General features: G+C 70.2%; 28 protein-coding genes and 2 pseudogenes. 4 read left to right on the forward strand and 26 right to left on the reverse strand.

Annotation, left to right across the window (positions count from 1 at the left end; genetic code table 11):
- Positions 1-12: 12 nt before the first annotated feature.
- The gene (locus tag H4687_RS01305; protein ID WP_050399406.1) at positions 13-1,308 is read right to left on the reverse strand and encodes an alpha/beta fold hydrolase; all 1,296 of its coding nucleotides are present in this window, start codon (positions 1,306-1,308) and stop codon (positions 13-15) included.
- Between the two features lie 212 nt (positions 1,309-1,520).
- On the opposite strand from H4687_RS01305, the gene H4687_RS01310 reads away from it, so the two are divergent.
- On the forward strand, positions 1,521-2,222 hold the full coding sequence (locus tag H4687_RS01310; protein ID WP_020276842.1) for a TetR/AcrR family transcriptional regulator: 702 nt from the start codon (positions 1,521-1,523) through the stop codon (positions 2,220-2,222).
- A gap of 16 nt (positions 2,223-2,238) precedes the next feature.
- On the opposite strand, the gene H4687_RS01315 is transcribed toward H4687_RS01310, so the two are convergent.
- The 13 genes and pseudogenes from H4687_RS01315 to H4687_RS01365 form a co-directional block, all read right to left on the reverse strand.
- Positions 2,239-2,874 (reverse strand): TetR/AcrR family transcriptional regulator, encoded by a 636-nt coding sequence (locus H4687_RS01315; protein WP_020276841.1) that lies wholly within the window; start codon positions 2,872-2,874, stop codon positions 2,239-2,241.
- A 188-nt stretch (positions 2,875-3,062) separates the two neighbouring features.
- Positions 3,063-4,607 (reverse strand): MFS transporter, encoded by a 1,545-nt coding sequence (locus H4687_RS01320; RefSeq protein ID WP_225967069.1) that lies wholly within the window; start codon positions 4,605-4,607, stop codon positions 3,063-3,065.
- A gap of 246 nt (positions 4,608-4,853) precedes the next feature.
- The gene (locus H4687_RS01325) at positions 4,854-5,054 is read right to left on the reverse strand and encodes a hypothetical protein (RefSeq protein WP_159026144.1); all 201 of its coding nucleotides are present in this window, start codon (positions 5,052-5,054) and stop codon (positions 4,854-4,856) included.
- Between the two features lie 281 nt (positions 5,055-5,335).
- Positions 5,336-5,707, reverse strand: a complete 372-nt coding sequence (locus tag H4687_RS01330; RefSeq protein WP_234317464.1) for a helicase associated domain-containing protein — start codon at positions 5,705-5,707, stop codon at positions 5,336-5,338.
- A 191-nt stretch (positions 5,708-5,898) separates the two neighbouring features.
- Positions 5,899-6,033: a hypothetical protein gene (locus H4687_RS47310; protein WP_264086495.1), complete on the reverse strand. Its 135-nt coding sequence runs from the start codon at positions 6,031-6,033 to the stop codon at positions 5,899-5,901.
- Positions 6,030-7,298: an ATP-grasp domain-containing protein gene (locus tag H4687_RS01335; protein WP_225966547.1), complete on the reverse strand. Its 1,269-nt coding sequence runs from the start codon at positions 7,296-7,298 to the stop codon at positions 6,030-6,032. Before H4687_RS01335 ends, H4687_RS47310 begins: the two co-directional genes overlap by 4 nt.
- Before the next feature lie 61 nt (positions 7,299-7,359).
- A pseudogene (locus tag H4687_RS46035) lies at positions 7,360-7,688 on the reverse strand (hypothetical protein).
- 60 nt (positions 7,689-7,748) lie between these two features.
- On the reverse strand, positions 7,749-8,990 hold the full coding sequence (locus tag H4687_RS01340) for an MFS transporter (protein ID WP_397961492.1): 1,242 nt from the start codon (positions 8,988-8,990) through the stop codon (positions 7,749-7,751).
- Positions 8,987-9,508 carry a hypothetical protein gene (locus H4687_RS01345; protein ID WP_046920207.1) on the reverse strand — a complete coding sequence of 174 codons (522 nt, stop codon included), beginning with the start codon at positions 9,506-9,508 and terminating at the stop codon, positions 8,987-8,989. Before H4687_RS01345 ends, H4687_RS01340 begins: the two co-directional genes overlap by 4 nt.
- Before the next feature lie 187 nt (positions 9,509-9,695).
- Positions 9,696-10,391: a winged helix-turn-helix transcriptional regulator gene (locus H4687_RS01350; protein WP_063778523.1), complete on the reverse strand. Its 696-nt coding sequence runs from the start codon at positions 10,389-10,391 to the stop codon at positions 9,696-9,698.
- A 29-nt stretch (positions 10,392-10,420) separates the two neighbouring features.
- Entirely contained in the window at positions 10,421-10,849 is a 429-nt protein-coding gene (locus H4687_RS01355; protein WP_046915125.1) for a hypothetical protein, read from the reverse strand.
- Between the two features lie 9 nt (positions 10,850-10,858).
- Positions 10,859-11,302 carry a hypothetical protein gene (locus H4687_RS01360; RefSeq protein ID WP_046915126.1) on the reverse strand — a complete coding sequence of 148 codons (444 nt, stop codon included), beginning with the start codon at positions 11,300-11,302 and terminating at the stop codon, positions 10,859-10,861.
- Positions 11,299-11,775: a hypothetical protein gene (locus tag H4687_RS01365; RefSeq protein ID WP_050399408.1), complete on the reverse strand. Its 477-nt coding sequence runs from the start codon at positions 11,773-11,775 to the stop codon at positions 11,299-11,301. Before H4687_RS01365 ends, H4687_RS01360 begins: the two co-directional genes overlap by 4 nt.
- 38 nt (positions 11,776-11,813) lie before the next feature.
- On the opposite strand from H4687_RS01365, the gene H4687_RS01370 reads away from it, so the two are divergent.
- A complete protein-coding gene (locus H4687_RS01370) occupies positions 11,814-12,032 on the forward strand; it encodes a hypothetical protein (protein WP_107082339.1) in 219 nt (72 codons plus the stop codon).
- Positions 12,033-12,311: 279 nt separating this feature from the next.
- On the opposite strand, the gene H4687_RS01375 is transcribed toward H4687_RS01370, so the two are convergent.
- Together H4687_RS01375 and H4687_RS01380 are read right to left on the reverse strand one after the other, a co-directional pair.
- Positions 12,312-12,773, reverse strand: coding sequence for a hypothetical protein (locus tag H4687_RS01375; RefSeq protein ID WP_192781638.1), 462 nt, complete (start codon positions 12,771-12,773; stop codon positions 12,312-12,314).
- A gap of 20 nt (positions 12,774-12,793) precedes the next feature.
- Positions 12,794-14,059 (reverse strand): molybdopterin-dependent oxidoreductase, encoded by a 1,266-nt coding sequence (locus H4687_RS01380; protein WP_046915129.1) that lies wholly within the window; start codon positions 14,057-14,059, stop codon positions 12,794-12,796.
- A 112-nt stretch (positions 14,060-14,171) separates the two neighbouring features.
- On the opposite strand from H4687_RS01380, the pseudogene H4687_RS46040 reads away from it, so the two are divergent.
- A pseudogene (locus H4687_RS46040) lies at positions 14,172-15,641 on the forward strand (hypothetical protein).
- Positions 15,642-15,710: 69 nt separating this feature from the next.
- Here H4687_RS46040 and H4687_RS01390 read toward each other — a convergent pair.
- Positions 15,711-16,847: a sulfite oxidase gene (locus H4687_RS01390; protein ID WP_397961510.1), complete on the reverse strand. Its 1,137-nt coding sequence runs from the start codon at positions 16,845-16,847 to the stop codon at positions 15,711-15,713.
- Between H4687_RS01390 and H4687_RS01395 the strand changes: the two genes are divergently transcribed.
- Positions 16,746-17,141, forward strand: coding sequence for a redoxin domain-containing protein (locus tag H4687_RS01395; RefSeq protein WP_050399409.1), 396 nt, complete (start codon positions 16,746-16,748; stop codon positions 17,139-17,141). The genes H4687_RS01390 and H4687_RS01395 overlap by 102 nt on opposite strands.
- A gap of 569 nt (positions 17,142-17,710) precedes the next feature.
- Here the strand turns inward: H4687_RS01395 and H4687_RS01400 are convergent.
- The 9 genes from H4687_RS01400 to H4687_RS01440 form a co-directional block, all read right to left on the reverse strand.
- Positions 17,711-18,820, reverse strand: coding sequence for an SPFH domain-containing protein (locus H4687_RS01400; RefSeq protein WP_046915131.1), 1,110 nt, complete (start codon positions 18,818-18,820; stop codon positions 17,711-17,713).
- Between the two features lie 29 nt (positions 18,821-18,849).
- Entirely contained in the window at positions 18,850-19,287 is a 438-nt protein-coding gene (locus H4687_RS01405) for an NfeD family protein (RefSeq protein ID WP_037723772.1), read from the reverse strand.
- A gap of 502 nt (positions 19,288-19,789) precedes the next feature.
- Positions 19,790-20,059, reverse strand: coding sequence for a hypothetical protein (locus tag H4687_RS01410; RefSeq protein WP_037723770.1), 270 nt, complete (start codon positions 20,057-20,059; stop codon positions 19,790-19,792).
- Positions 20,056-20,352, reverse strand: a complete 297-nt coding sequence (locus H4687_RS01415) for a hypothetical protein (RefSeq protein WP_037723769.1) — start codon at positions 20,350-20,352, stop codon at positions 20,056-20,058. Before H4687_RS01415 ends, H4687_RS01410 begins: the two co-directional genes overlap by 4 nt.
- 178 nt (positions 20,353-20,530) lie before the next feature.
- Complete coding sequence (locus H4687_RS01420) at positions 20,531-20,791, reverse strand: hypothetical protein (RefSeq protein ID WP_037723768.1); 261 nt, start codon at positions 20,789-20,791, stop codon at positions 20,531-20,533.
- Positions 20,792-21,732: 941 nt separating this feature from the next.
- A complete protein-coding gene (locus H4687_RS01425; protein ID WP_158952890.1) occupies positions 21,733-21,873 on the reverse strand; it encodes a hypothetical protein in 141 nt (46 codons plus the stop codon).
- Positions 21,874-22,113: 240 nt separating this feature from the next.
- Entirely contained in the window at positions 22,114-22,326 is a 213-nt protein-coding gene (locus H4687_RS01430) for an RHS repeat-associated core domain-containing protein (RefSeq protein ID WP_037723767.1), read from the reverse strand.
- A gap of 358 nt (positions 22,327-22,684) precedes the next feature.
- On the reverse strand, positions 22,685-24,001 hold the full coding sequence (gene nhaA / locus H4687_RS01435; protein ID WP_037723766.1) for a Na+/H+ antiporter NhaA: 1,317 nt from the start codon (positions 23,999-24,001) through the stop codon (positions 22,685-22,687).
- A 177-nt stretch (positions 24,002-24,178) separates the two neighbouring features.
- The gene (locus H4687_RS01440; RefSeq protein WP_046915132.1) at positions 24,179-25,249 is read right to left on the reverse strand and encodes a PucR family transcriptional regulator; all 1,071 of its coding nucleotides are present in this window, start codon (positions 25,247-25,249) and stop codon (positions 24,179-24,181) included.
- Between the last annotated feature and the right edge of the window lie 205 nt (positions 25,250-25,454).

The raw sequence follows: 25,454 nt of genomic DNA on the forward strand, positions 1-25,454 counted from the left end.
GCGGGAGCGGCATCAGGACTGGCCGGCGGAGGCAGCTTTGGCGATGACCTCGTCGAGGATCGGGACGATGGCGTCGCCGAACCCGATGGGGTCGTCGCAGGGGGCGAAGTGCCCGAGCCCGGCGACCTTGATGAACTTGGCGCCGGGGATGAACTTCTCCACGGCCGGGCCGCCGTTGACGTCGTCGTCGCTGGCCGGGTCGTACTCGCCGGTGACGACGTAGACGGGCTTCGCGTGGGCGTCGATCTTGTGCCCGTTCTCCTTGAGGTCGTGCTCGTAGGCGAAGTAGTCGTTGTCGCCCGCGTAGATGCCGGGGAACGCCGAGCGGTAGATCCAGTACGTCTCGTGCGCGTTCGGCTCGGGTGCCTGGGGCGCGGTCGCACCGAAGTTGAGCGCGGGGGCATAGCTGTCGGCGATCGACGGGGTACGGAACATGTCGTTGGAGAAGCCGTCGAACAGCGGCGGGTTGCCGTACCAGCCGTTGAGGGAGATGAACGCGCCGAAGCGGTCGCCGCGTTCGGCCGCGAGGTCGAGGGCGAGCTGGCCGCCGACCGAGCAGCCCATGAAGTACGGGTTGTCCAGGCCCAGGGTGTCGGCGATCGCGACCACCCAGTTGATCAGGCCGTCGCGGCCGGGGCGGTAGGTCTCCTCCCACCAGCGCACCCCGATCGGAGGCAGCGACTTGCCGTGGTAGGGCAGGTCGTAGGCGTACATCGTGAAGCGTTCCTGCATCCGCGGGTCGGCCAGCAGGTGGCGGTATTGGCGGCCGTCGGCGCCTGCGGTCGCCTGCAGCAGCAGCGGGATCGGGCCGTGGCCGGAGGTCTCGTAGTAAATCCGTGCCTCCTGGCCGTTCGCGGAGACGTAGACGTACCGTCCGACGGCGTTGTCCGTCTCGCGGAAGGGGTCCTGGAAGGGCTTGCGGACCGGCGCGCCGGCCACCGTCTCGCGCACCACCTGGTACAGGCGGGCCCAGCCGCTCTGCCAGGGGGCGACGGTGCCGCCGAAGTCGCCGACGATCCTCAGACCGCGGGTCATGCCGACGACGCAGCTCTCGTAGCCGGCCGGGGGGACAGCAGCGGAGAACGCGGTCGACCAGAACTCGGCCGGCGCGGAGAAGGTCACATCGGCGGCGAGGTCCGCGTGCACCTCCTCGGCCCTGGCGGGGACACCGTCCTCGACCACCAGGTCGAACGCCCCCTCGGGCAGATCGAACCGGACGCGGCCGGAGTAGGTGCGCAGCTTGTAGGCCAGTTCCTTGTCGGAACCGGCCGCCGCGAGGATCTTCTGTCGATCGACGAGAGCAGTCATGGGAGCCCGCTTCCTTGCGTGCCGGGAGGGGAGAGAAGCGGCCGACGGGCCATGCCGTACGGCCGTCCATTTCGTGTCACACTGTGACTCGAAGTCGGTGTCACCGTATGACACGAACCTGGGTGTGGCAAGAGGTGGGGAAACGTGATGGAAATCAATGGCGGTCGAACGCCTGAACAGTCGCCTGTCGCCGGATTCGCTAGCCTGGCCCGGTGAGGGACGAGAGCTGGGCCACCGGAGCGAGCGCCGCGCTGCTCGCCGCCGTACAAGGAGTCGCGGCGGTCACCGAGGAGCGGCGCGGAACGACCCTGCGCGACACCAGGAGCATCGCGCGCAGGCTCGGCACGAGCGCAGTTGCGCTCTTCGCCCAACGGGGCTTCGACGACGTGAAGGTCAGCGAGATCGCCGCGCACGCGGGGGTCACGTCACGGACGTTCTTCCGGTACTTCCCGTCGAAGGAAACCGTGATCCTCGACATCTGGGACCAGACGAACGCACGTCTCATGGAGCTGATCGAGACGGTGGGGCAACCCGAGGCCGAGGTGCTGCCGACGCTCACCGAAGCCGTCGTGGCCTGGTGTCGCGAATACGGGGACCTCTTCCGCGCCCTGGCTCCGATGACCGAGCAGTCCGAGACCCTCATGGCGGCTGTCAACCTCCGCACTGTCGTCTGGGAGGACCATCTCGCGGACGCGCTGCGTGTGCGGTACCCGGAACTCGACGAAATGGACGCCAAGGTGTGGAGTTCCACGACGATGGCCCTGCTCCGCCTCTTCCAACGCAACGCCGTCGCCCACGGCCTCAGTTACGCGGAGGCCGCCCAGGACGTCTTCGACCGGCTCGCCGCCCTGACGTCAAGGAGCTCGTCGCATCGGATCACAGCCGGCTCCCGTCGCCCCAGCGACATCGCCTGACGCCTCGACTCCGAGCTCAGCCCTCCCGCCAGTGACGGTCGAGGGGCTCGTTCAAGATCTGCAGGGCCTGCTCACGCAGCCGGGCCAGATCCTCCGCCGTGCCCTGGGGAAGAGCCGCCCAGCGGTGATGGGCGGCGCGCAGGGCCGTGCCGACCGCGCCGACGGCGAGAAAGGGACGCAGGTCGGTGTCCGGGTCCACACCCTCGCGCTCGGCGAGCTTGCGCGCGAGACGGTCCTCGATCGACAGGAGGCGCTGGAAATAGGCGGCTAGCAGCGGCGGGGAGTTCTCCAGCAGCCACACGATGCGCGTCCACAGTTCGCCGGTGCCGTCGTCGGCCTCCATCAGCTGCTCCACGACGGTACGGGCCGCGTTGGCGAACGCGGTAACCGGCGGCTCCTCGGCCGGGCGTGCCTCCAGGGCGGGAAAGATGGCCTCGTCGGCCTCGGTGATCAGGGCCAGGGCGACCTCGTCCTTGGTCGCGAAGTAGCGGAAGAAGGTGCGGGGAGCAACCTCGGCGGCTTCGGCGATCTCGGCGACGGTGGTCTCGTCGTAACCGCGTTCCACGAACAGGGTTACGGCGGTCGAGATGATCGCATACCGGGTGCGCATCTTCTTGCGCTCCCGCAGACCAGGCTTCGCCTCAGCCGTCATGTCGTCCTGCCTCCGCTCTTTCCGCTGGAAGTCTGCCACAGGGCAGAAGGAGAGGCCGGGGCCCGCCGTCCCCACGAGGGCCCCGGCCGAGCGGGGAGTGTTTCGTGGCCCTCCGTCCGGCACCGCTCAAAGCCGGGCGGCGCGCTCCCCGCGCCTGCGGGCGGACCGCCGGCCCGCCTGGCAGGACGTCAGATGTGCACGGCGGCGCCTTCGACCTTGCGGCCCTGCTTGGTCAGCAGACCGATCGCGGCGCCCACGAGGGCGACGACGCCGGCGACGACGAACGCGAGATGCATGCCGTCCATGAAGGCGCTGTGCGTCATGTTCGTGATGACCTCGGCGACGGGCGCCGGGGTCTTGGGGGCGACCGGGGCGACGCCGACGGAGACCGCCTCCTTGGCCTGGGCGAGCTGCTCGCCGCTGAGGGGCGGCAGGTGGGCGGCCGACCAGCGTTCGGCGAAGACGTCGTTGAGCTTGGCCGTCATCACCGCGCCCAGGACCGCGGTGCCGAGGGTACCGCCGACCTGCATGGCGGTGGACTGCAGACCGCCGGCCACACCGGCCAGCTCGACCTCGGCGTTGCCGACGATGACCTCGGTGGCGCCGACCATGATCGGGGCCAGGCCGAGGCCCAGCATGCCGAACCACACCAGGGTGTCGTTGGCGCCCGAACCGGTGTTGAGGCCGGCGAGACCGAACAGGGCTCCGGCCGTCAGGAGCATGCCGGCGACCATCGGCGGCCGCGGACCGAACCGATTGATGAGCGCGCCGGCCAGCGGTGCGCCGACAACCATCAGGCCCGTCAGGGGAAGCATCCGCACGGCGGCGTCGACGGCGCTCATGCCGTGCACATTCTGCAGGTAGAAGGTCATGTAGAACATGGCCCCGAACAGGCAGAACGACAGCATCAGCATCAGTACGGCGCCCGCCGACAGGGGCAGGGAGCGGAACAGTCGCAGCGGCAGAAGCGGCTCCTTCGTGCGGCGCTCACGCAGCACGAACAGCAGGCCCACGACCAGGGTGGCGCCGAGGAAGCCAAGGGTCCTGGTGTCGCCCCAGCCGTAGTCGGGGGCCTTGATCAGGGCCCACACCAGCAGGAACAGGGTGCCGGACAGCAGCACGATCCCGGGGACGTCGAAGGACTTGGAGTTCTGGTCGCGCTCGGTGTCCTTCAGGAACAGCAGACCCATGACGACGGCGACGATGCCGACGGGCACGTTGATGTAGAAGCAGGACTCCCAGTTCACGTGCTCGACCAGCAGACCGCCGACGATCGGGCCGGCCGCGGTGGACGCGGCGACCACCGCGCCCCAGATGCCGATCGCGGAGTTCAGCTTCTCGGCCGGGAACGTGGAGCGGATGATGCCGAGCGCGGTCGGCTGGAGCATCGCGCCGAACAAGCCCTGCACCACGCGCAGGCCGATCATGACCTTGATGTCGTCGGTCAGGCCGATGCCGGCGGAGGAGGCGACGAAGCCGACCGCACCTATCAGGAAGATCTTCGTGTGCCCGAAGCGGTCGCCGAGCTTGCCGACGGTGATCAGGCTGACCGCGAGGGCCAGCAGGTATGCGTTGGTCACCCACTGGATGTCGGAGAGTGAGGCGTCCAGGTCCTTCTGGATGGCCGGGCTGGCGATGGCGACGATCGTCCCGTCCAGCGCGACGAGCATCACGCCGAGCGCGACGGCCAGCAACGACAGCCACGGATGGCCACGCAGTCGGCGGATGCCCAGGGCGGCTGGGACCGGCTTCTGGACGGGAGCTTCGGCAACGGTGGACTTGCTCACGGTGAGGGTTCTCCTGAACTCACGGTTCGATCGGATGAACCCACGTTATGGCATCAAGTGCCATATGGCATTCAAGTGCCAAGTTAATTCCAAGTGACATATGGCACGTGGCGTCGGCAGCTGGTAGGAGGCTCGGCGGCTGTCCGCGGCCCGTTCCCCGACTCCAGCCCGGCAGTTGTCGGAGTGGAGCTCTCAAGCCGGATTAACGGATGTCGAACCGGCCTGGTCTGCCCGCTCAGAGGTATCCGGCGCAGTCAGGAGAACCGCTGTGCGGCGGATGGGGTGGAGGGGGTCGTTGGTGTGCTGGGCTTCGTTGAGGATGCGCTCCAGGCGCAGGCGGCCGGTCTGGTGGCCGTAGGGGCGCAGGGTTTTGGTGATCGCTTGGATCGACACCAGGCTGGGTGGAGGGCAGCGGGCTGGAGGGGCCAGTGCCCCGAGGTGAACGCGTCGTCGCGGGGCGGCACGGCGGAACTGGGCCGGCCCCGCATGCAGGCGGCTACGGCCGTAGACGCGTGAACTCGCTTGGCAGCGGCCACAGTTCCCCAAGCGGCCCATGTGCACCCGCCGCGCGTGCACTGCCACGGCCCGGGCTGACTCCCCGCTGACTCAGGCCCGTCCGTTCACCGTGTGCGAGGCCGACGCCCACCACGGCCCAGCTGACCCCTTTCCCCGACTCACTGCCAGCGCATACCAACAGCGGACAGCTCCTCCACTCGTTCGGGAGCAAGACTCGCTTTGCGAGTACGGGCGTTGGCGATGAACACACCGAGGGCCAGCTCCGCCCCGTCAACAGTTTCGATGTGCGATCGAGGTACGTTCAGATGCCCCTCCCGGGTGCGGTACTGGCGGGACGCCGCCAAGTTCGCCTCCCATTTCTGCGCCCGGCTGCGCCGCGGAGAGACCGCGGGGACGGGCGGTCGCTCCGGAAGAGGCTCGATGCCCAGCACCTCGCCGAGCAGCCACTGCTGCAGACCGCTGGGGACTGTGGTCGGCGCGGTGCACCGCAGGGAGACACAGGATGTGCGTGGTGTGAGGCCATTCGCCACTGCTCCTCGGGCCGCAGGCCGGATCTGGGGTGCGCTGCAGCGCTGCTGGCCGGGGACAGCTGACTCGACACGTGGCGGGACGTTGGGACCTTCAGCCACACCACGATGCTAGGTATGGCACTGAACAGTTCACCGCGCTACTGAACTGACCGCTGAACAGTTTCGTGCGCAACTGAACTCTTCAGTGCCGTTCAACACAGGTCGGCAGCCTGCTGGACGGCCGGCATCCGTGCGCCCCAGACGGCCATCACGACCCCGAGCGCGGCGAAGTACCCCGTCAGCAGACGGCGGCCGTGGACCGGGGCGTGAGCAGTCGTCGTGCTCACGTGGCCGAGTCCTGTGCGGGGACGGCGGTCGGGTGCGGGGCGACCTGGACAGTGAGGTGGCGGTATGCCTCCTGGGAACGGTCCTGGGCCACGTCGGCGGTCGGGCCGGTGGTGATCAGGAACCCGATGCGGGCGGTGAACAGATCGCAGTCCGGCGGCAGCATCAGCTGGTCGCCGACGTCGCGGTGGAAGTGGGCCCGCTCCAGCCACGGCGCCTGCTCGGCGAAGCCGTCGGTGAGGTGGCGGGCGGTGAGGGTGCCCGGGTGGGCGGGGTAGATCATGCGGATCGCCGCTGCCCGGCTGTGCGTCCGGGTGAGGTCCGGGGCGCGTCCGCAGGCGATGTCCGCCGCCGCCCGGGCGAGGTCGACGCCGGTGGCGAGGTGCACGAGGTGGCCGATCATGTCCCCGCCGAGGCGGGCGTTGACCTCGATCAGCCGGGGGCGGCCGTCGACGAGGCGGAGTTCGACGTGGCTGACGCCGTCGGTGACGCCGAGGGCCTGCACGGCGGCCTGGGCAGTTGGGGCAACGGTGGCCAGCAGCGGGTCGGCGGCGTCGACGGCGTGCGCGATCTCCTCGAAGTACGGCGGGAGTCCTACCGTCTTGCGGGTGACGGCGACCACGGTGGTGGTGCCTTGGTAGGTGACGCATTCGACGCTCACCTCCGGACCGTCGAGGTATTCCTCGACCAGCACCTCGGTGCCCTCGGGCCCGAGGCGGGCGGCCTGGGCGGCGAAGGCGTAGGCGTCCGGCAGTTCTTCGGGGGTGTCGACGCGGATCACGCCGGCGCTCGCGGCACGCGCAGCGGGCTTGAGGACGATTGGGTAGCCGATGTGCTGTGCGGCGCGGGCCGCCTCCGCAACGGTGCGGACGCCGTTCGAGGTTGCCGAGGGCACCGCGTGCCGGGCGAACAGGGCACGGGAGGTGGCCTTGTTGCGGCAGCCCTGCATCACCTCCGGGCCGGGGGTGGGCAGGCCGAGGCGGCGGGCGAGGCGGGCCACGGGCAGGAGGTACCACTCGGTCCACGTCATCACCCCGGCCACCGGGTGCCGCTCGGTCAGGGCCAGGGCGGCGGCGGTCAGGGCCGCCTGGTCCGTCGGGTCGGCGACCTCCCAGTCCAGAAGGTAGGGGCGTTCCCACGTCGGTTCGGCATCGGTGATCAGGACGACGTCGTAGTGGACGGCGACGTTCTCAAGGCAGTACGCGCGGTATGCCTCGGCCCCAATGCAAGCGGCGGCGACGATCAGGACGACAGGGCGAAACGGCAACAGAGTGCTCCAAATTGGCGTTGCGGTGAGGGGAGTTGGTTAGGTCTGGTTCGCCGTCGGGTCAGGGGGTACGTCTGCGGCGGAGTCCGAAAGCGCCAGCCCAGTCGGGGTGATCGGCGATCAGCTTGCGTGTGTACAAGGCCGTGAAGTTGTTGTTCAGCCCGCGCAAACCCTGTGGGAGTCGCCAACGCAGCGCTTCGAAGAGGGCCTTCAGTCCGATGCGGGTAGCTCCCGCCGCTATCCGGTCTGCGGTGAGCGGCTCAACGCGCGGTACACGTATGGGTGGTCGGTGTCGAGGGCGTGGAACTGCTCCGTGATTGTTCGCCTGTCGATGCGAAGGCCAACAGGTTCGGGAAGCGGCAGGACGTGCTGCTTGACGGCGTGGGGCATGGGAATCGGGCAGCCCTCCAGGAAGGCGGGCGGGTGGGCGAGGCGGGTGCGAGGTGGAAGTCAGGCAGCTGACGGGCGCAGGTCCGGGAGGGTGCGCAGCCGGGTGAAGGCGGTGGCGAGGCCGATTGCCTGCAGGACGGCGCAGGCGGTGATCGCATGGCCGAGCTGGCTGGGCGGGATGGCGGCAACGAGCAGGCCGGCGACCGGGAAGGGCGTAAGGAGCAACAGGATCGTCACCGCGAGGGTGTTGCCGAAGACGTCGGCGGGGATCAGGTGGGAGCGCAGGGTGCGCAGCACGACGGTCATGCCGCTTTCGCCGGCCATGAATAGCGCGATCAGCGCCAGATAGGCGGGGTAGGTGTGCGTGAGGGCGAGGGTGAGGCAGGCCGAGGCCGTGATCGTCGCGCAGACGGCCCCGGCGGGCCACAGACCGCAGCGGTCGATGGCGTGGCGGCACAGGGAGATCGCGATCAGGGAGGCTGCGGCGGCTGCCGACCAGAGCAGGCCGACATCGGCGCTGGAGTGGCCGAACTGCTGGACGACGATCACCGGGGCGGCGGCCTGCAGGAGGCCGACGGCGAGGTTGGACAGCGTCAGCCCCGCGACGAGCCAGCCGAGTGCCGGCAGCACGCGCAGGGTCTGCCAGCCCGTCTTCCATCCCTGCCGTACGGCCGCCGGGGTAGTGGCGTGCTGGTCGGTGTGCTGCTTGGGGGCGAGGGCGGCGGCGAGCAGGGAGAAGGCGGCGGTCGCGGCGAGCATGCCGGTGGCGCCGGTGTGGGCGAGGAGCAGTCCGGCGAGCGTGGGTCCGGCCAGGGTCGCCGTCTGATCGATGCCGAGGAGCACCGACTGCACACGGTGAGCACGCGCACCGGCGGTACGGCTTGCCAGCCCGCCCGCGGTTTCGGCCGCGACGTAGCTGAACTCGGTGAGCACACCGGTGCCGGCGGCGAGCGCCATCACCGTGATGGTCTTCCCCAGCCCGCCCGTCTGGGCCCCAAGGAGCAGCGCGGCGGCCAGGACGAGGGTGGCCCGGGCGGTGGCCGCGAGGCGGAAGACGCGGGTGGTGCCGTGGCGGTCGACCAGGGCACCAGCCACGGCGAAGGCCATCAGCCGCGGCGCCCATTCCAGGGCGAAGGCCAGGCCCGTGAGGGCCGCGGATCCGGTGGTGGCGAGGACCAGCAGGGGGATGCCGTACGTCGTCATGGCGAACGCGGCGGCGTCCATGCTGCGCGGGAGATAGACACTGCGCAGCAGGGGGGAAACCGGTCGGTGGGAGGGCCGGTTTCCGGTACGGGCTCTCACGCAGCGTGCTCCGTCTCATCCGCCGCGTGGGAAGAGCGGGATGCCACGGCGTTAAGGACCTGCGGATGCGTCTGGAGCCAGTCGGCCAGAGTCGTCCGCAGTTGACCAAGCGCGAAGGTCGCCTCGGTGGGGAGGACGGCGCCGTTGTCCCCGAGCAGTTTCAGGGTGTGCTGGACGCGGGTGACGAAGTCCCTCGCCGTGTTGGGGTATTGGTGAGTGCGGGACCAGCGGGCGACGGTGTCGTACACCGAGGCGAGGTCCTCGCCTGCTTCGGTGAGCCGGTAGCGGGCCGGTGCGTGGTCGGTGAAGTGCACCAGGCCCAGTGCGCGGGCGACGTCGATGGCGTAGCGCAGCTGGTGGCGGGTGAGGTCGCCGAAGGCGCCCTGGAGGCTGCCGCGTCGGTGGCTGATGGGGCCGTTGTCGTCGATCTCGCTGACCAGGCGGATCAGGGATGGCAGAGACAGGGGGTTGATGACCTGGCCGGTGTGCGGGTGGTTGAGGATGGCGGTGCTGGTCATCGGCGCGGGCCTCCTGCCGGAGAGATCGCCAGGGGGCGGGCGGGTATCGGGTGGGAGAAGAGGTCGCCGGGCTGCCACGGTGCGGCCGGGGCCTTGGCCATCTGGCCCTGGGCGGGCGCGGCCGGTGGCGCGGGCAGTCGAGACCGGGTGGTCAGCCATGGTCCCGAGCGGGCTGAGGAAGACGGTGTCAGGGCCTGGCCCCACAGGGAGTGGGTAGCTTCGGCGAGGGGGTATCCGGCAGCCCACGCGGAGAGGGCCTGGTAGACCGGGCGAGGGCCCGCCCGCTGGCGGAGAGCTGGTAGTCGCCGGCCGGTGTGGTCTCGGCCAGCCCGTCGTCGATCACCCGGCGCAGCGGCGGGTAGACGCGGCTGAGGCTGTAGGTGGGCATGACCTCGGCGGCCAGTGCCTTGGCGCTCGCCGGCCCGCGGGCTTTCAGCGCCCACACCAGCGGCGTGGAATGCCGCGGGCTGATCAGAGCGATCGTGTCCTCGATGTTCTGTGCCACCGCGACCGGCTGCGGCTGAAGCTCGCCGGTGGCCTTGTTCCGTACGAGAGGCTTCTCCAGATGCGTGTCCCCCCAGGCGGCGAGCACGGGCATGACGGGCATCAGGTCGGCGCCGCGACGGGTCAGTCCGTAGGTGACGTGCCGGGGGGTGTGCTCGGTGCGTTCGACGAGACCGGCGTCGACGAGCTTGCCCAGCTTCGGGTGGAGCTGGCCGTCCGCGAGCAGAGCGAGCTTTGCCTTGACCTCGCTGTAGCGCAGCGGCTGGGCGGCGAGGGTCATCAGCACCCACACGCTCCAGTTGGGGGCGAGCATCTGAAGGCTCTCGGTGACGCGGGACAGGTCGTTCAGGGTGGTGCGGGACAGACCGGTGGCGGCCAAGGGGGAATCTCCTCAGGCGGGGCGATGGGTCAACGGGTGCGGGCGACGGCACGCGCGGAAGCGGGAACCGGTGCGGCAGTGGGGGCGGCCGGCGCGGGCTCGGGCTTCGCGTCCGGGGCGGGGACGCGGTGCAGGCTGGCCAGGACGCCGCTCAGGGTCTTGGCATGGGCGTCGCGGGTGGCGACGGCGTCGGAGATCCGGCGCGCGCAGTCGAGGATGTGACCTGCCTCGAAGGTGCCGATCTCCCGTTCCGGATCGGCTAGTTGAAGCAGCCGCTGGCGTTGGAAGTCGATGTTGCGCTCGGCGAACTGCAGGTCGGTGAGGCCGGCGATCAGGGCGGCGAGCATGCTGCCGTCGGGGTTGAGGCCAGCCAAGGTTCCGAGGTCGGCCAGCGGCTGGGCGTACAGGTCCTCGATGCGCTCGGCGATCGTCTGGGCCGTGGCGTCAGGTGCGGGCAATCGGGGCTTTCACGGTCGGGGCCCTCGCACTGCCCCGGCTCGGATGTCGGCCGGGGCAGGCGGAAGGGCGGTGGTGGTCGTCGGCTGCGTGAGCCGTACGGGTCGGCGTGGCACCGGCCCGGGTGGAGGCATGGTGCGCAGCAGCTGGCCGAGGGCGGCGACGTAGCCGTTGCGCCCGGCCAGGGCCGCCTCCAGCCACTGCGCGTCGAAGCGCAGGTCGTCGGCGGACAACCCGCTCATGTCACGATCGGCGGCGGTGGCCTCGTGGACGCGGTCCCGTACCCAGGCCACCTGCTCCTCGGCCACCACGAGGAAGGAGCGCAGCTCCAGCGCCCGCCGCAGCGCCGCGGACGCATCGCGGCCGGACGCCTGCGTGTACAGCTCACGCACGGGGGCGCCGAACGTCTGCTCCAGCAGGCTGTCCTGGCTGGAGGTCTTGTGGGTCACACTCACCGCGCCGCCCCGCGTACGGGTGCCTGCGCGGTGTCCGGCACAGACGGTGCGGTGGTGGGCAGGGCAGGGCCCCGGCGGGCGGTGGGCGCCGTCCCGCGCCACGCCCCCGGGCTGCGGTTCCCGATCGCCTGAGGGTCGAGGAGGTGGCGCACCGTCATGGCGCGTCCCTCCCGCACGGTGTGCGCGCTGTTCACCGAGTCCGCGAGCCGCATGACGTGTTCGGGCAGCTCGACGAATTCGCCGTCGGGCACCGTGTCGACGTGGTGGGCGAGGGCTTGGGCAAGGGCCTCTTCGGCGCTGTTCAGCACCTGCTGGGCCTCGGTAAGCAGTCCGTGCCACCGCACGATCGTGGTGGCTTCCGAGTGGGCCTGCGGGGCGGCGACTACCGCGCGTCGCAGCTCGGCAATCGGCATCTGGAAGTGGGACTGGATCTGCTCGGTCAGGACGCCCAGCACGTCGTCGGCGTCAGGCACAGCGCAATTCCTTTCCGTTGGATTCGGGGAGACAGGGCGTGGCATTTCCACTGCCCAACCGCCTTACAGACGAGTGCGATTCAGGGCCGTTCACCGACGCGGCCCTGGCCCGGCCCGGCACGCGCGTCTTCGACATGACCGGCCGCCCCATGCGCGGCTGGATCCTCGTCGCCGGGACCGCTCTCAGCGAGGATGACGTCCTCGGCGAGTGGGTCGACGAGGGACGTGCCTTCGCGGTGAGCCTGCCGCCCAAGTAGCGGCCCTCGACGCCCCGGCCCGCGCACCACAACTGGGCCGCCGACCCCTACGCGGACACGCTGCGGGCCGGTCACGGACCGCTCTTCCTGCGCCGCAGCGACGGCTGGCTGCTACCCCGGGACGTGGAGCGGTGGTGCGCGCCCGCCGACGTCGTTCGTGGACCGCATCGTGCCCGGCAGCGATGTCCTGGGGACCGCCGGCGCCCCGTTCTCCTGGGCCCGGCTCGGCACCCCGGCCCTGCTCCGGTACGCCCGCCCACCGGGCTGGCATGCCGTCGATCAGTGGGCGGCCGGTGGCCGCTGCTTCGTCGCCCTGCGCAGCCGCAGCACCAGCAGCAGCGCCGAGCCGCCGAAGAGCACGGCGGTGATCAGCAGCCAGCGGGCGAGGAAGCCCTCCCCTGACAGGCCGGTCGCCGAGGGGTAGTGGTCCGCCACCCTCCCGCTGATCAGCGGGAACCACACCAGCAGGAGCAGCCCGGACAGAGCGGCCGGCACACGGACGTACAGGGCCCACTCCCGGTGGCCGACCGCGCCGAGCGACCCTACGACCGCGCGGTCCGCCATCGCGTACAGCGGCAGCAGCACCAAGTCGTGGACCAGCGCCGCCCCCACGAACCACAGCGCCACCTGGAACCAGTCATCCGCCAGCAGCCGCACACCCGCGTAACTGGCCAACGCGAACGAGCATGCCAGAAGCGGCAGTTGCAGCGGGCTGCCCACCTTCACACGGATGCGCGCCATAGGTCTCATCGGAAGTCCTCTCAGAGGTCGCCGAACGTCATCCGGGCCACCCACTTGGTGTTCAGCACGCCGGGAGCGGCGGGGACGATGATGCGGGCCGGGTAGCCGTGGTCGGGGGTCAGGGGCTCGCCGTTGACGTCCAGGGCGAGTAGGGAACGCGGGTCGCGCACCTGGTTGGCGCGCAGGGCCGCCGAGCGGAACGCCCCTCGGCGCTGGAGGGACTCCACGAGGACGTCGGGCGCCGCGTGCGCGTCGTATCCCACCAAGGCGGCGAGATCACGCAGCCGTAAGCCCCGCCACCACTGGTCGGAGGTTGACCAGCCCTCTACGCAGGCGATGGGCAGCGCCGCACTGTGCAGGGGCAGATCCAGCAGCTCGGCCCGGCTCAACCGAACGGTCCCGGAGCGCCCCCTGACGACCAGCCGCCACGCCGTCTCGCTCGTCTCGGCGGCGCTGATCCCCCTGGACGCGGCCGTCTTGTTGATCTGGAAGCCGTTCGGGCCGCTGCCCGGATCGGCGCCTCCGTGCGGTGCGAGGAGAGCCGTCCGCCGCAGCGGACCGTCGCAGTTCTGCCCCACAGTCGTCCCGAACAGCAGCAGCGAACCGCCCCCGACGAACCACAGCGCCCCGCGCCGCGACACGGTGGGCTCCTCGGGCCGCGGGGAGACCAGCGGGAACTCCGGATCGACGCCGGCCTCCTCCTGAGGGCCCTTCCCTTCCCGCATGCGACGCAGATTGCGTACGGCGGCCGGCGCCCGCAACACCACATGCACGACGAACGCGGCGAAGAACACCCACGCCCCGTAGAAGTGCAGCGGGTAGAAGGAGCCGGGAAAGACGTAGTCCAGCTGGATGTTGAGCACACCGGTGACGAACTCGAAGAGCGCGCCGCCGACCAGCAGGAGCAGGGAGATCCGTTCCAGGGCGTGGGCGAGCGACCGGGCCGGCGGCAGCGCGAACAGTTTGGGCACCACCGACCACAGTTTGGCCAGCAGGACGGGGACGAGCGTGATCCCGAGCGTGACGTGGACGCCCTGGTTGAGCCGGTACAGCCAGTGCGGATCGGTCGGCCAGGAGAAGAGGTAGAAGCCGAGCAGTCCCTTGTCCGGAGTCTTGTCGTTGACCGGCGAGAGGTCGGGGTTGTACGCGGCGTAGGACAGCAGCCCGGTCACGAACAGCACGGTGATCCCGCCGAGCAGCACGGCACCGAGCACCGAGGTGAGCCACGGACCGCGCAGGGGACTGCGCCAGAAACCGGGAGAGGAAGGCAGGCGTGGGTCGGGCATGTTCCGACGTTAGGCAGGAACCTGCCTGTGAAGGGTGTGCGACCCATGACGAAACTCTGACGTCAACAGCGTGGACGATCCTGTTCGCCCCTTCCGCCCTAGCGTTCCGCGTGTGATCCGCACCCCGTTCCGCGATCCGGCCGCCGTCCTCCTCGTCGTGGCGGCCGTCCTGGTCGGCCGGCACCTCCTTTTCGCCTACGACAACCTGCACGTGGGCTGGCCGCCCCTGTACGCCGACTGGGGTCCCCACGTCGGCCCCGGCACCCCGGCTGCTCTGGTCGTCGGGGTCGCGGTCGTGGCGTACGGCCCGCGCGTGGCCGCCCGGCTGCCGTGGCGCGCGCTGCTCGGCGCGGCCTGGGGTGCGGCGATGGCGTGGACGTGGCCGCTGGCGCTGATCGACGGCTGGCAGCGCGGTATCGCGGTGCGGCTCACGACCAGGTACGAGTATCTGCGGGTCATCGACCGCTTTCAGGACATCCCCGCGACGCTGCGGGACTTCACCCACCACATCCTGCTCCACTCCCCCGGCCACTGGCCCCCGCATGTGGCGGGCCATCCGCCGGGGGCGACGGTCACGTTCGTCCTCCTCGACCGGGCCGGGCTCGGCGGCGGGGGCTGGGCCGGAGTCTGGTGCATCACCGTCGGCGCGTCCGCGTACGTGGCGGTACTGGTCGCGGTGCGAACGCTCGCGGACGAGGCGCTCGCACGCCGGGCGGCACCGTTCCTGGTACTGACGCCGGCCGCGGTACGGGGGGACGTCCGCGGACGTCTACTTCGCCGCGGTCGCCGCCTGGACCGTCGCGTTCCTCACCCTCGCGGTCACCGGCCGCCGGCCGCGGCTCACCGGCTTCGCCGCCGGGCTCCTCCTCGGCCTCACCTGCTATCTCTCCTACGGACTCACCCTCTTCGCCGTCATCGCGGGCGCCGCCCTGCTGCTCGGCCCGCGGCGAACCCGGCCCCTGCCCCACGTCCTCGCCGGGGTCACGATCGTCCCGCTGGTCTTCACCCTCGCGGGCTTCAACTGGTGGGAGGCGTACGACCTGCTCGTCGAGCGCTACTACCACGGGGCTGGCGGCATCCGGCCGTACGGCGACTGGGTGTGGGCCAACCTCGCCCGCGCGGTCCTGATCGTGGGCCCGGCGACGGTGGCGGGCCTGCGGTGAGCCGACGCCACGCTCCTGGGGCTCCGGCACGCCTCACGGCACGTTCTCCCTTCAACACTCCGGAGGCGGGGCTGCGGACGGACGACCGCCACGGCGCTTCCGTACGTGTCGTCTCTGCCCTCCGCTGGCGGGAGGTGCCCGGGCGGACCTCTCCGGCACCTGTCCCGACGTCCGCCTCGCCCTGCTCGTCGCCGCCGCGTTCGCTGCTCTGCTCATCGCCGACCTGTCCGGGATGAGCAGAGCGGATCTGGCTGCCGTTCGCCGTGTGGCTCCTGGCCGCATGCGCGTATCTGCCCCGGCCCTGGGTCACGGCGCAGGCCGTGCTCGCTCTGCTTCTCAATCACCTGCTGATGAACGGCTGGTTACGGGAGGTGACGGGAGTGACTGGTCCCGGGGAAGTTCGCCACGCCGGTGCGTGAGCGGGTGAGACCGTCGCCGAGGCCGGTCGACGACGGGCGTGGGACGTGGGGGACCCGCCGCTCCCCCTTTCAGCCGTCGGGCCCCAGACACACGACGGGGACGCGCTGGACGAGGTTGTTGGCGAAACCGCCCCGGTTCCAGGGCTGGTCCAGCGGCTGGGTGTGCCCCTCGGCGTCGGTGGCCCGCGCAGACAGGACGTGGTCGCCCAGGGTGGCTGTCCACGCGAAGCGCCACCGGCGCCAGGCCCAGCGATGCGCGCCCGCCGGCTCGACCTCGGCCTCGCCCCATGAGCCGCCGTCGTCCGTGCTGACCTCCACCCGCGTCACCGGCGCCCGCCCCGACCAGGCGCGGCCCTCCAGCGTCACCGTGCCCGGCCGGACGACCCGTGCCCGGGACATGAAGTCCGGGAAGCCGGGCGGGACCAGCAGGGCACGCGGCGCGATCCGGGTGACCGGCTCGCCCTCCTCCTCCGGGTGCCGTCCGAGCCGGTAGGCGACGGACTGCTGGTACCCCGTGAACTGCCCGTCGGTGACAGTGATGTCACGCAGCCACTTCACGTGCGCCATGCCGTACCAGCCGGGCACCACCAGACGCAGCGGCAGGCCGTGCTGCGGGGGCAGCGCGGCACCGTTCATCCCGTAGGCGACCAGCACGTCGGACTCCTCGCCGACGGCCACACCCACGGGGAGGGCGCGCTGGTAGTCCTGTTCGACGCCGCGCTCCACACCGTGGTCGGCGCCGGTGAAGACGACGTCGACGGCACCGTCCTCGACTCCGGCATCGGCAAGCAGCAGCCGCAGCGGTACGCCCGTCCACTCCGCGGTGCCGACGGCCTCGACCAGCCACGGCTGACTGACCGGCCGGGGCGTCAGCAGGGCCCGCCCGTTACCCGCGCACTCCAGGGTGACACGGAGGGTGACGGCGGGGTACGCGCGCAGGTCCGCCGGTTCGAGGCGCATCGGACGGCGGACGCTGCCGCCGATGGTCAGCTCCGCCGGCTGGTCGCCGCCGGATGACGTCACCGAACCGTGTGTGCGCTGCCCCGCGCCGGGCGGGCCCATCGGCTCTACAGTCACTGCCGATCCCGACTCACGGGAGCCGTCATGCGTGCCCGCTCTCGCTTCCCGGCCGTCCTGGCCGCCGCTCTGTTCGCCGTCACGAGGTGCAGCTCCGACGGCGGAACCGGCTCCGGCGGTGCTGCCCAGGTCGCACCGTCGAAGACGGCATCCGCCGAGCAGGAGTCCGCCGACTCGGGCGAGGACGGCGCAGCACAGGCTCCCCAGGCGCTGTGGTTCACCGGCACGACGGTGGACGGCAAGCCGTTCGACGCCAAGACGCTTGCGGGCAAGCCTGCCGTACTGTGGTTCCGGGCCCCGTGGTGCCCCAAGTGCCGGGCCCAGGCCGCCGAGACGGCCAAGGTCGCCACCGACAACCAGGGCAAGCCAACGTCCTTGGCCTCCACGCCTGCGAGCGTAGGCACGGGATGTCACTTCATGTGACCGCGTAAGGATTCCGTAGACACCGGCCGACCTCCGGCCGCGTGGCTCGGACGGCTCGAGAGCGCAGGGCTACGCGACTCGCATGGAGGAAGCCGTCAGTGCCGTCCTCACCCTCTTCGCGCGGCACGGCCCCTCGGCCCTGTGGGCGGCTGCCCAAGCCGGCAGGAAAGAAGGCGTCGGCGCCGCCTCTTCGAAACCCCGGGAGTTGCGGTGCCGGTACCCAAAGGAAGATGGCGAGTTGGCCGTGGTCCGGCGGCGAATCGGCCCAGCGGGAGCCAACACGGGCGTCGGCTTCGGAATCGCCAGGTACGTCGCCGCACGCGGCGCCCCGGTGGTACCGGCCGTGCAGGAGGCAGAGCAATACGGACGCGGAAGTCCGGCGTGCGAAAGTGTTCCACCAGCCGGGCTGGCGTGATCGCTCCGACGTTTGCTGGCCGTCGTTCTCGACCAGTGCCGCCAGCGGCATGTCGGCGGACCGGGTCTGTGGATCACAGGGGTCTGGGCGGCCAGTCGAGCAGGCGGGCGCCCACGGGCTGTCACGGCGGTCCTGGCGACAGCCGTGGGTGAGCTCAGTCGCCGGACGTCTGCCCCCGGCGCGGCACCTGGGGCGACATCGCGGCTGCGGCCTCCGCCTTGGCGTCGCTCACCGCGGCGGCGGCCTGCTTCTCGGCCTCGTCCGCGGCCGCCGCGGCGTCGAGCGAAACCGTCGAGCCTGCATCGAGCTCTGGAACCCGGCTTTCGTGCGACGTGTCGTCGGTGTCGGCGGTGGCTGCTTCCTCGGGTTGCGCGGGTGTGTGCGGACCCGCCATCGGCTGGTCACCGAACGCACGGGTGACGGTCCGCACCGCCTCGGTCAGCTCTCCCGGGATCACCCAGAATGTGTTGTTGTCGCTCTTCGCCAGGTGTGGGAGCGTCTCCAGGTACTTGTAGGCCAGGACCTTCGGGTCGGCGTTGTTGCGATGGACGGCCTGGAAGACGAGCTCCACCGCTTTGGCCTCGCCGTCCGCCCGCAGGATCATGGCTTGCTGCGTACCCTGGGCCTCCAGGATGTCCTTCTGCTTCGTGCCTTCCGCGGTGAGGATCTTGGCCTGCCGCTCCCCTTCGGCGTGCAGGATGGCCGCGCGCTTGTCCCGCTCGGCCCGCATCTGCTTCTCCATCGCCTCCTTGATGGTGTGCGGTGGATCGATGGCCTTGATCTCCACACGGTTGACCCGGATGCCCCACTTGCCGGTCGCGTCGTCGAGAACGGCACGGAGCCGGGAGTTGATCTCCTCACGCGAGGTGAGCGTCTCCTCCAGGTCCATGCTGCCGATGACGTTGCGCAGCGTGGTCACGGTGAGCTGATCGATCGCCTGCAGGTAGTCGGCGACCTCGTAGGCCGCCGCCCTCGGGTCCGTGATCTGGTAGTAGAGCACGGTATCGATGTTCACCACGAGGTTGTCCTCGGTGATCACCGGCCTGGGATCGGAGGAGTAGACCTGCTCGCGCACGTCGAGTTTGGTGTTGATGCGGTCCGCCACCGGCACGACGAAGTTCAGGCCGGGTTGCAGCGTCCGGCGATATCGGCCGAACCGCTCGATGTTGTAGCGGCGCGCCTGCGGAACGATCCGCACAGTGGAGGCCACGAGGAAGACGACGACGATGGCCGCCACAAGAGTGAGGATGACAACGGGATCCACAGTGCCTCCGTTGCTGTGTGCTCAGCCGTTCACGGAAGTAGTTCGCGGGGGTAGACGATGGCTGTCGCGCCTTCGATCTCCATGACATCCACCAGCGCTCCGACGGGTATCACCAGGCTCTCGTCGAGGGCGCGGGCGGACCACTCCTCGCCGGAGAGTTTGATCAGGCCGCGGGTGGCGGTGACCTCCTGCATGACCTCGGCCCGCCGGCCGACCAGCGCATCGCTGCCCTCGCGTGTGAGGGGTTGCTGGGCCATGTGCCGCAGCGCGATGGGACGGACAATGACGAGACCCGCTGCCGCTGCTATCGCGAAGGCGACGAGCTGGCCGAGAACGCCGATGCCCACACCCGCGACGACGGCGGCCACCAACGCCGCGCCCGCCAGCAACCCGAAGACCAGTGTCAGGGTGAAGAATTCCGCGGCACCCAGCACCCCGGCGGCGAGCAGCCATACGAACCACGGCATCAGAGCGCCCTCCTTACAGGGGCCTTCTCCACCAAGCTACCTGCCGTAACGCCGGGCAGAACAGACACGGGTGCCGTGGTTCTTCATCGTTGAAGGGTTCGCCCTGACCGGCGAGGGTAGATGCAGGCAGCTGAAGACCGCGCCAACGGTGCCGGACCAGCAGGCGCCGGGGACGTCAGGACACTGCGCGGTCGCCGCACGTCGGCGGCGGTGCGCGCCCGCAACAGGCGACGCCGTCCAGGACGGGAGCGGGGACGATGACCATGGGACGCATCGCCACAGAGAGGGCCACCAGCGCCAAGGCCGGGGGCCACGCCGTCGCCGGGATTCGCGCGGCCGACGCGGGCATCCTAGTCTCCATACCACGGGCGAACTGAGGACCGCTTCGCCGCGTCAGCGCCGTAAGTTCCTGCGGCGGATCAGTGCCGGGCTGCGTCATGGCTCCTCCTCCCGGGGAACCGACACATAAGGCTCCATGCCACTGTCATGACAGATGGCGTGGTCATGGATGCATGGTCGGGGTTTCCGCCTCGGGCGGTTGGTGTAGTGCCGGTACCGACTTGCGCCGCTTGGTGGGCCGGTCGGCCCAGCGTCGCCTCAGCCAGTCGCCGGCCTCCCCGACCGCGACGAGGAACGCGGCTGAGGTGATGCACTGTGCGAGCGTGGCGGGCTGGTCGAGCGCCTGGCCCGCGAGCCAGAGGACAAGAGCGATCAGCGCCCACCAGACGGTGAGGGAAACGGCGAGGCGCCGCACGTGCCGTCGGCTGGTCACGGGGTGGCCTTCCTGACTCGGTGTGGTGCAAGGGCTGCGTACGTGCAGCCCACTGCGGCCACGAGGGCCGCAGTGACCGTAGCCACCAGGGTGATCACGGGCGATGCCTCGGCCAGGCGCGGCACCGCGTTGAGGGGCGCGACGGCGTAGAGCGCGAGCAGGGCCAGGCCGCGCGGGCGCATGGGTGCGAGCCGGTGCCGTAGTGAGTGGGGTATCCGGCCGCTGACCAGGGCCAGTCCGGCCGGGAGCAGAGTGAGGGAGAAGAAGACGAGACCGATCCAGTGCCAGGTCATGCGTGCAAGGACTCCTCTGGTGAGCGGTGGGCCGACGGGGCCACGGGGCGGCTTCGGCCGCGATGGCGGCGGTCGACTGGGCCGGAGAGGGTTGGGGCACGGGTGGAGCGGGCCGGGAGGTGTAGGTCGACGGTGCTCTGGCAGCCGGGACGATCCGGACGTGCCTGATGGCGATCAATCACGGTTGGCCCTCGTCTCGGTGGACGAGATGGGCCGTGAGCGCTCCGACGAGTAGGGCCCAGGCCACAGCGGCGTGGCCCGCCTGGTACCAGCCGAGCAGGACAGTGGCCGCTGCTGTTGTCGCTCCCGCAGCTACAGCGCGGCGGTCGGTGGCGAACGCCCATTGTTCACGGGCGGTTCCTCGGTGCCGGAGTTCACCGAGTGCCGTTCTGACCACCAGGGCGGCGATGATGATTGCGAGCGAGGCGTCCGTGGCCATCAGCCGGAGGTTCCGTCAGGTCGCTCCGTCATCACGGCACCATCGGGCCGTCGGTCGTCTCTGCCCCCGGAGCGTGAGCAACCGCCTGCCACGCCCACAGAGAAAACCCTGGTTGCCCGTGTGCGGAATCGTGAGCGAGCGGCCATGGCGGCACACCTCCGGAAACAGCGACCGACGGGCGCAAGGCCCCTTCCGCCGACCAGACTTCCCGGCACACCGCACGTCACTTGACGCGTTCTTTGCACTCTATCTGCTGTCGGCGCCCCCGGACAGCCCTGTGAGGACGGTGTGCACCGTGGCCCGCAGACTGGCCGCCCACCTCCTCGGACCGCGAACCAGGTCAAGCGGCTGCTGCCCCGGCCAACGGCACCCAGAGGAGCAGGCTGTTCAGTCAGGATGTCGTCCACTCTGGTCCACGCGCCCCCCAGTTCAGTGCTTGGGCTTCCCATGTAAATCAGGTGACAGCGAGTTCTTGCGGCGCCGAAGGAGACGTCGGAGCGTCTCCTTCGGCGCGCTCGAATCGCGCTAGGAAGTCATGCCGTGCACGAACGACCACGTCGAAACGGCGCCTATGAGGGCTCCGACGATCCTGATGGGGAGTGGGCTGGATCCGGAGCCAACGGCGACAAATGGTCCGCGATTCGTGGCGGACCCGTAGATCCGGTAGGCGGAGTCGCCGACATTGAGGCCGAGGCAGAACCCAAGGATTCCAAGTATTCCCTTGCCAGGTAAAGGAATCCAGCGGTCCCTTCAGTGGCGGCTGTCGTTGTCCCGCTTCCCGGCATTTCCTCTCCAGCTTTGCGAAGTGGGTAAAGGGTACGGATACTGCCGCGCGGCATGCTGCTACGGCAACGCCTCGCCCGCCACCCCGTGTGCTATCCGAGGGGGAAGGACGTCGCGACCCAGCCGGCTCCCAGGAGAACCGCGAACATTCCCACCATTCAGAAAGTTCCGGCGGTGACACGTCCGGGGTTCATGAAATCGGCGAAGAAGGTGTAGAGGCGGGTCGCGACGCTTCCGACGTCCCTGATGAGGCAAACACCGAACAGGATCAGGAGGATGCCGAAGATCAGACCGCGCATGCCCGGATCTCTCTGGAGATCACCGAGAGAACCATGTGCTGCTGCACGTCTTGTTCACGCTGGCACATCCCTCGTACTCGAGACCGACACCGATGCCCATCTCGAGTGTGAGTACCTGCTCTCCTGCGAGTTGTCCGTGCCGATAGCGTGGCTCGTGGTTGATCGTATCGCCGACACCACTGAAGACGGATGAGCGTCGGCCGGGGATACCTCCGAGGCCGGTGGGCTTCATCCCCTTGGCTACGTGTGGGACGGCCTCCGCAGCGGCACGCTGACGCCGAGGCCGGAGGGGGCGGCGATGGTCGCCGCGTTCTGGACCCTGTAGCTGTAGCCGTTGAGGGTCTGCCCCACGCCGGTCTGCAGGAGCGGGTCGACGCTGATGAACTGGCCGAGCTCGGGGTCGTACTGGCGTACGTCGACGTGGGTGAGACCGGTGCCGGTGTCGACCGACATGGCACGCGATGGGGGGGTGCCGCGGCCAGTCGGCCAGGGGCATTCACGGCCTGCTCTGAGGACTGTCCCGGCGGATCCGATACAGGCGGTGCAGGCTGAGTACGACCAGCGCCCCTGCGATCATCGGCCACGAAGGTGAAGCGCCGTGTCTGGTCAGCTCTATCGCCTTCATCAGCAGAGAAGTCGCAGCCAGCACGCCGAGCCATCCCATCGCGATGTCGACCGCACCGCCACGCCTGAACGGATTCCACACCTTCGGCCCCCTTGTCGTTGCGGCGCATGCCGTCAAAGTGTCGGCGCGTGCAGTGGTGATCCCACTGGAGTGATCGCCCCAGCCCGGGTTGAGAACAGGCGCCGTTCAGCTCGTGCCCTCGACACCATCACGGCCGGAGGCGGTGCGCTGGTAGATGTCGGGGATGCCGTCGGCATCATCGTCCCGGGTCTCGGCCTCCCACAGGCGGCGGTAGATTCCGTTGCGGCGCTTGACCAGCAGCGCCGCGACGGCCGCGGCAAGCAGCGAGCCGAGCAGGACGGCGGCCTTGATGTACTCGACGTCGGCCGGGTCGGTGAAGGCGAGTTCACCGATCAGCAGGGCAACGGTGAAGCCGATGCCGGCCAGCACCGCGAGGGCGAACACGTCCGCCCATGCCAGGTCCGGATTGAGGCGGGCCCGGGTGAACCGGGCGGCCAGGTAGGTGCCGGCGAAGACCCCTACCGTCTTGCCCACGACCAGACCCAACACCACGCCCAGCGGCTCCGGGCGGGTGAAGACCTCGCCCACCCCCTCGGTCGACACACTCACCCCGGCGGCGAACAGCGCGAACAACGGCACCGCCACGCCGGCCGACACCGGCCGCAGCAGATGCTCGGTCCGCTCCCCGGGCGAGGCGTCCTCGCCCTCGTCCCGGACGGTCCGCAGGATCAGGCCCATGGCCACACCGGCGACCGTGGCGTGCACGCCGCCGTTGTACATCAGCGCCCAGATCACCACGCCCAGCGGCACGTACCACCACCAGCCACGCACCCGGAACCGCTGCAACAGATAGAACACGACCAGACCGGCCACGGCCCCGGCGAGGGCGGCGGGGTTCAGGTCGCTGGTGAAGAAGAGGGCTATCACCAGGATCGCGCCGAGATCGTCGACCACTGCCAAGGTCAGCAGGAAGGCCCGCAGGGCGGACGGCAGGTGGGTGGAGAGCACCGCGAGGACGGCGAGCGCGAAGGCGATGTCGGTGGCCATCGGCACCGCCCAGCCCTGACCGCTGCCCCCGCCGATCCCTGTGGTGGCCAGGTAGACGCCGGCGGGGACCGCCATGCCGCACAGGGCGGCGACCACGGGCAGGGCTGCCGTGGCCGGGGTCCGCAGCTCACCGACGACCAGTTCGCGTTTCAGCTCGATTCCGGCGACCAGGAAGAAGATGGTCAGCAGTCCGTCCGACGTCCAGTGCCCCACCGACAGGTCCAGTCCGATCGCGGGTAGCCCGAAGTGGAAGTCGCGGATCTCCTCGTACGTGCCGCTCCACGGAGTGTTCGCCCAGACCAGCGCCACCACGGCCGCCGCCAGCAGCACCAGCCCGCCGACCGTCTCCGTGCGCAGGGCGCGGGCCACACGCACCCGCTCCGGCCAGGGCAGCAGGCCGAGGAACACAGAACGCTCACGCTGACCATCAGGCATCCGGGAGAACCTCCACAGCATCGGATTTCGGGCACACGTGCCCCTTCGACGCCGACCAGACTTCCCGGCACACCCCGCGTCGCTTGACGCGTTCTTTACACCCTATCCGCGGCCACCGCAGGTATGCGGATCGGGTGCCTCCGGACGCCGTACATCACCGTGATCGTCGTCACGGCATCACTCGGGTTTCGTCGGCCAGTCCAGCAGCCGGGCTCCGATCACCGCGGTCTGCAGGGTGTAGCGGTGGACGGGGTCGGAGGGGTCCGCGCCGGTGAGCTTGTGGATGCGCTCCAGCCGGTAGGTGAAGGCGCGCACGCTCAGCGACAGCCGCCGTGCCGCCTCCGCGGACACACAGCCTGAATCAAAGTAGGCGGTGAGGGTGTCCAGCAACGGCTGGGCGCCGCCACGGGCTCCGCGCAGCGGGCCGAGGGCGCTTTCCACCAGGTCGGCCATGGCCTGCCGGTCTCGGGTGAGGACCGGGTAGACGAGAAGGTCGGCCGCGTGCAGCACGGGCTCGTCGAGTTCGAGGCGTTCGCCCAGGTCGAGGGCGTTCAGGGCCTCCTCGTAGGACTGGACGACGCCAGCGGCGCCGGGTTGCGGGCGGCCGATTCCCACCTGGCCGCCGCCGGTGGCGGCGAACGCCTGCTTGGCGAAGTGGGCGAGTACCTCGCCCTGGTCTCCCGGGGCGATGCACACCAGGCGGCCGTCCTTGGTGGTGAGCAGGATGCTGCGGTCGCCGAACCGGCCGATCAGCGCGTGCTCCACCTCCCGCAGGACCGTGTCCCCCTCCTCGTACGCGGCCGTGCCGCGTGCCACGGCGACCGCGTGCTCGTACGACAGCCGCAGCCCGTACCGTTCCGCGCGCTGGGCCAGGCGGCCCAGGTCGCTTCGGCCGTACAGCAGGTCGTCGATGAACTCACGGCGAGCGGCTTCCTCCTGGCGTACGGCGATCCGCTGCGCCCGCTCATAGCCCTCGGCGAACGCGTCGACGGCCTGCGCTACGGCGCCGAGCACGTCGTCCGCGGAAACGTCGTTCCCGGTCGGCCAGTGCGACCGGGTGGCTGCCATGTGGGCGCCGACCATGACGCGCAGGCCCAGGCCCGCCTCCGCGGCCTGCTCGCCCAGCGCGCGACGCGAATCCAGTTCACTCCGGGTCAGCCGACGCCCGGTCGCCGAGGCGTCCGCGAGGATGTCGGCATATCCCTCCAGGTACTCGTCGTACTCCCCGGACGCGTCCCGCCCCGCCATGTGAGTACCCCCGATGTCGATGCCTTGTTGACGCCTTTCTAGCGCATGCCCGCAGGAGTGGCTCCGTACAGGTTGGCTCGTTGCCGGTCTCCGGCAGTTGTCGAAGGCGCTGGCATGCCGACTGTCGGCAAGGCATCGCTGCCGCACTGAGGGCCGGGACTCCGCAGGCCAGGGCAGGGACGCGCGCAACGGGCGCGCAACGGGC

Source organism: Streptomyces stelliscabiei (assembly GCF_014873495.1).
Lineage (GTDB): Bacteria > Actinomycetota > Actinomycetes > Streptomycetales > Streptomycetaceae > Streptomyces > Streptomyces bottropensis.